This window comes from Micromonospora sp. NPDC047465 (genome assembly GCF_040643125.1).
Taxonomy (GTDB): domain Bacteria; phylum Actinomycetota; class Actinomycetes; order Mycobacteriales; family Micromonosporaceae; genus Micromonospora.
Window position 1 is genome coordinate 11,964 of sequence record NZ_JBEYTP010000080.1, and the last position, 4,989, is coordinate 16,952.

Here is a 4,989-nt window from a genome sequence, read left to right on the forward strand (position 1 = left end):
CTGACCACGGTGATCGCGTGGGGGTACGTGTGGCTGCGCTACTTCGCCGCGTAGCCGGCGCCCGGGGCGGGCGCGACGACGCATCCGCCCCGGGCGCGAGGGGGTCGACGTGAACCTCGGCGAGCTGTACGTGACGCTGGCCGTCGGCACCGGCGTGGTCCTGGCCAGCGTCGGCGCGGCCCGGTTGGCCACCCGGCTGGGCATGCCGGTCCTGCTGGCGTACCTCGGCGTCGGCCTGCTGCTGGGCCAGGACGTCGCCGGCTTCCCCTTCGACGACGCGGCCCTGGCGCAGGCCCTGGGCCTGGCGGCGCTGGCGGTCATCCTGGTGGAGGGCGGCCTGACCACCAGGTTCAGCGACGTACGCGGCGTGCTGGCGCCCGCGTCGGTGCTGGCCACCGTCGGCGTGTTCGTCAGCGTCGCGGTCACCGCGGGGGCGGCGTACCTGCTGCTGGACGTCGACTGGCAGATGGCGCTGCTGCTGGGGGCGATCGTGTCGTCCACCGACGCGGCGGCGGTGTTCTCCGTCCTGCGGTCGGTGCCGCTGCCCCGACGACTGACGAGCCTGGTGGAGGCCGAATCGGGGCTCAACGACGCCCCGACGCTGATCCTGGTGCTCACCTTCAGCGCCGCCACCCTAGACACCGTCGCCCCCCTGCCCCTGATCGGCACGATGGCCTACCAGCTGGTCGCCGGCGGCGCGATCGGCGTGGTGACCGGGGCGGCCGGCGTGTGGCTGCTGCGGCGGCTGACCCTGCCGACCTCCGGCCTGTACCCCATCGCGACGGTCGCCTGCGGAGTGCTGGCGTTCGCGGTCGCCGGCCTGACCCAGACCAGCGGGTTCCTCGCGGCCTACCTGGCGGGGCTGGTGCTCGGCAACTCCGGCCTGGCACACCGGCGAGCCACCCACTCGGTCGCCGAGGGGCTGGGCTGGATCGCCCAGATCGGCCTGTTCGTGATGCTCGGCCTGCTGGCCACGCCCAGCGAGCTGCCCGCCGCGATCGTCCCCGCGATCGTGGTCGGCACGGCCCTGCTGCTGCTCGCCCGGCCCGCGTCCGTGCTGGTCTCGCTGGCCGCGTTCCGCATCCCGCTGCGCGAACAGGCATTCCTGTCGTGGGCCGGACTACGCGGCGCCGTGCCGATCGTGCTGGCCACCATCCCGGTCGTCGCGGGGGCTCCGGGCAGCGAGCAGGTCTTCAACATCGTCTTCGTGCTCGTCGTGGTGTTCACGGTCATCCAGGCGCCCACCCTGCCCTGGCTGGCGCGCCGGCTCCGCCTCGCGTCGCGCGACGTCGGGCCCGACCTGCAGATCGAGCTGGCGCCGCTGGACGCCATGGACGCCGACCTCATCCACGTCACCGTCGAGGCCGGCTCCCGCCTGCACGGCGTCTACCTGCCCGAGCTGCGGCTGCCGCCGCCCGCCGCGACCACCCTCGTCGTCCGCGGCGACGACACCTTCGTGCCCGACCACCACACCCGGCTACGCGTCGGGGACCAGCTCGTCGTGCTCACCACCCCACCCGTACGCGACGCCACCGAACGGCGCCTGCGGGCCGTCGCGCGCGCCGGGCGGCTGGCCACCTGGTTCGGCGAGACCGGCCAGGCGCACACCGCACCATCCCAGGACAGGAGGCAATGATGCAGATCGAACGTGTCCCGCTGCCCGGTATCGGCGTCGGCTACACCGTGCACACCAGCGAGGGGCAGCTGCTCGGGGTCATCTGCCACCGCGGCGGGCGGCGCGACCTCGTCCTGTACGCGCCCGGCGATCCGGACACCGTCGAGCGGTCGCTGTCGCTCAGCCCCGCGGAGGCGCAGGAGGTGGCCGAGCTGCTGCACCCGGTCGCCACCGTCGACCACGTCACGCACCTGGAGCGGCACCCCGGGGCGATCAGCGTCGCCGAGCTGCCGGTCACGGCCGCGTCGCCCTACGACGGCCGGCCCCTGGCCGACGCAGTCGCGCGTACCGGCGGCGTGACCGTCATCGCCGTGCTCCGCGCGGGCCGGACGATCACCGCGCCCGGGGACGGGCACCTCCTCGCTCACGGCGACGTCCTGGTCGCGGCCGGCACCCAGGAGGGCATCGGGGCGCTGAGCCGCCTGCTCGCCCTCGCGGACCCGTAGACCGTCGCGAGATGCTCGCGTACCTGACAGTGGATGTCAGGTACGCGCGGCAGACTGCCGGGCATGACAGTCACCGCCGACCTCGCCATGGTCAACCTCGACAGCCCCGACCCCGTCGCCCACGCCGCGTTCTGGCAGCGCGTCCTCGGTGGGGAGATCACCCACAGCCAGCCGGAGTACGCGATGGTCACCGCCGGGGGCGTGGCCGTGGGCTTCGGCCTGGTCGAGGGGTACCGGCCGCCGTCCTGGCCGGACGAGGGCGCCGGCAAGCGCTACCACCTCGACCTGTACGTCGACGACCTCGCGCAGGCCGAGAAGGAGTTCGTCGCCGCCGGCGCCACGAAGCCGGACTTCCAGCCCGGCGGCGACCGGTGGGTGGTGCTGACCGACCCGGCCGGGCAGCCGTTCTGCATCTGCCCCCGTCCGCAGGGCTGACCCACTCCAGGCGGCGGCCACCCGCAGGGCGGCCCACGGCAGGCGCCCGGTGGTGCCGCGCGCGAGGGAAACGCCGCGCGGCACCACCGGGCGCGCGGACGTCGGTGTCAGCCGCGGCGGCGGGCCCGGGCCGCCCAGATGGCGTACGCGGGGTCGCGGTCGAGGTTGTGCCGGTCCCGGTCGTAGCGGCGGGTGGTGCGCGGGTCGGCGTGGCCCATCGCGTCCTGCACGTCCTCCAGCGGGACACCCTCGGCCCGGGCGGTGGTGGCGAAGGCGTGCCGCAGCGAGTGCGGCGACAGCTTCGCCCAGGCCGGAATGCCGGCCGCCCGGGCCAGCCGGCGTACCAGCCGGAACACGGCGTGCCGGTCCAGCCGGGCCCCGGTCGCGGTGACCAGCAGCGGGCCGGTCAGCTCGTGCACCGCCACACCCTGGGCGGCAGCCCGCTGGGCCAGGTACGCGTCGACCGCGTACGCGGTGCCAGGGGTCAGGGCGCGGCGGCGGGACTTGCCGCCCTTGCCGACGAACCGGACGCTGCGGTGCCCCCGCTCGGCGCCCAGGTCGGTCAAATCGAGCGAGACCAGCTCCCCGACGCGCAGCCCGAGGTCGGCCAGCAGCGCGATCGCGGCACGGTTGCGGGCGGCGGTCGGCCCCGTGTCGGCCTCGGCGGCGGCGAGCAGCGCGTCCACCTCCTCCGGGCTGAGCCCCACCGTGGCGGAGTGGTCCCGGTCGATGCGGGGCCGGTCGGCGCCGGCGACCGGGTTGGCGTCCACGGCCCGCAGCTTGACCAGGAAGTCGTACCAGCTCGACAGGGCCGAGAGCCGTCGGGCGACCGTGGCCGGGGTGAGCGGCTTGCCGCTGCGCGCGGCCAGCGTCGCCTCCAGCCCCCGGGCGTACTCGTTGACGTGCAGGAAGTTCGCGTACAGCGGGTCCAGCTCACGGGCGGCGCACCAGGCGAGCCACCCGGCGACGTCCCGCCGGTACGCGTCGCGGGTGTGCTCGGACAGCCGCCGGTTGCGCAGCCACGCCTCGGTGAAGTCGGTGGGCCCGACGGGCAGGGCCGGCGGGGGCGACTGACGGGACCGCGCCGGGGCGTTCGGGGACAGCATGTGAAAAAGGTTCTCAGCTCCGGCTGGCAAACGGGAGGAGGCGCGCCAGACGTGATCGGCGCCGCCGCCGGCTCCTCGGCGACCCGCCGGTCGACCATCCGCCAGCGCCGGCGGAAGCCGACCGCCCCGGCGAGCCAGGCGTCGTGGCGTGGCCATCACGAGGGTGCCCCGGCACGGCTCGACCGCCCCTGGCCACCGGTCTGCCGCCGGCCGGGGGCGGTACGGTCGGGCGGTGCGCGCGAGTCGGCTGGTCTCCCTGCTGCTGCTCCTGCAGACCCGGGGCCGGATGACCGCCCCGGAGCTGGCCGAGGCCCTGGAGGTGTCGGTGCGCACCGTCTACCGGGACGTGGAGTCGCTCGGCGCGGCCGGGGTGCCGGTCTACGCCGATCGCGGCCCCGCCGGCGGCTACCGGCTGGTCGACGGCTACCGCACCCGGCTCACCGGGTTGACCGCCGGCGAGGCGGAGGCGCTGTCCCTGGCCGGCATGCCCGGCCCCGCCGCCGAGCTGGGCCTCGGGTCGGTGCTCGCCGCCGCCGAGCTGAAGCTGCGCGCCGCCCTGCCGGCGGAGCTGGCCGACCGGGGCGGCCGGATCCGGCAGCGGTTCCACCTCGACGCCCCCACCTGGTTCCGGGAGCCCGAACCCACGCCGCACCTGGCCGAGCTGGCCCGGGCGGTGTGGGAGGACCGGCGCGTCGAGGTGCGCTACCGACGGTGGAAGGCCCCGCGGGAGGTGACCCGGACGCTGGCCCCGCTGGGCGTGGTGCTCAAGGCCGGCCGCTGGTACCTGGTGGCCGACGCGGGCGGGCAGGTGCGCACCTACCGGGTCGCGGCGGTCCTGGCCCTGACCGTCCTCGACGAACGGTTCGACCGGCCGGACGGCTTCGACCTGGCCCGCTGCTGGCAGGAGCACGCCGACCGGTACGAGCGCGGCGTGTACCGGGAGGAGGCCCGGGTGCGGATGACGACGGCCGCGCTGGAGCTGGCGGCGCACGTCCTGCCGCCGGCGATGAGCCGGGCGGCGCGGGCGGCCGCCTCCGAGCCGGACCCGGCCGGCTGGGTGCACACGACGGTGCCGATCGAGTCGGTGAAGCACGGCCACGTGGAGCTGCTCAAGCTCGGCGCGCAGGTGGAGGTGCTCGCGCCGGCCGAGCTGCGCGACCGGCTCGCCGCCACCGCGCACGCCCTGGCCGCGCTCTATCCGCCCGCGGCGTGCCGCCGGGCGTGACCGGGGGCGGGGGGGGGGCGGGCCCCCGCCCCCCCCCCCGGGGGGGGGGTTGGGGGGGGTTTGTGATGGGGCGCGGGGGGGCGGCGCGGGGGGGGGGGGGTC

Annotated in this window: 5 protein-coding genes; 4 read left to right on the plus strand and 1 reads right to left on the minus strand. The window is 76.2% G+C overall.

Features of this window, described 5'->3' with window-relative positions; all coding sequences use genetic code 11:
• Positions 1–109: 109 nt before the first annotated feature.
• From ABZ793_RS33420 to ABZ793_RS33430, 3 genes are all read left to right on the plus strand, one after another.
• Positions 110–1,636, plus strand: coding sequence for a potassium/proton antiporter (locus ABZ793_RS33420; protein ID WP_357464766.1), 1,527 nt, complete (start codon positions 110–112; stop codon positions 1,634–1,636).
• On the plus strand, positions 1,636–2,121 hold the full coding sequence (locus tag ABZ793_RS33425; protein WP_357464768.1) for a TrkA C-terminal domain-containing protein: 486 nt from the start codon (positions 1,636–1,638) through the stop codon (positions 2,119–2,121). The genes ABZ793_RS33420 and ABZ793_RS33425 overlap by 1 nt, the downstream gene beginning before the upstream one ends.
• 63 nt (positions 2,122–2,184) lie before the next feature.
• Positions 2,185–2,556 carry a VOC family protein gene (locus ABZ793_RS33430; protein ID WP_350705553.1) on the plus strand — a complete coding sequence of 124 codons (372 nt, stop codon included), beginning with the start codon at positions 2,185–2,187 and terminating at the stop codon, positions 2,554–2,556.
• Positions 2,557–2,663: 107 nt separating this feature from the next.
• Here the strand turns inward: ABZ793_RS33430 and ABZ793_RS33435 are convergent, their stop codons facing one another.
• Complete coding sequence (locus ABZ793_RS33435; protein ID WP_357464771.1) at positions 2,664–3,662, minus strand: tyrosine-type recombinase/integrase; 999 nt, start codon at positions 3,660–3,662, stop codon at positions 2,664–2,666.
• Positions 3,663–3,894: 232 nt separating this feature from the next.
• On the opposite strand from ABZ793_RS33435, the gene ABZ793_RS33440 reads away from it, so the two are divergent.
• A complete protein-coding gene (locus tag ABZ793_RS33440; RefSeq protein ID WP_357464773.1) occupies positions 3,895–4,887 on the plus strand; it encodes a WYL domain-containing protein in 993 nt (330 codons plus the stop codon).
• The last annotated feature ends 102 nt before the right edge of the window (positions 4,888–4,989 follow it).

Excerpts from the sequence above, each read along its gene's own strand:
- ABZ793_RS33425 (WP_357464768.1), top strand. The coding sequence starts at position 1,636 with ATGCAGATCGAACGTGTCCCGCTGCCCGGTATCGGCGTCGGCTACACC.
- ABZ793_RS33430 (WP_350705553.1), top strand. The coding sequence starts at position 2,185 with ATGACAGTCACCGCCGACCTCGCCATGGTCAACCTCGACAGCCCCGAC.
- ABZ793_RS33435 (WP_357464771.1), bottom strand. The coding sequence starts at position 3,662 with ATGCTGTCCCCGAACGCCCCGGCGCGGTCCCGTCAGTCGCCCCCGCCG.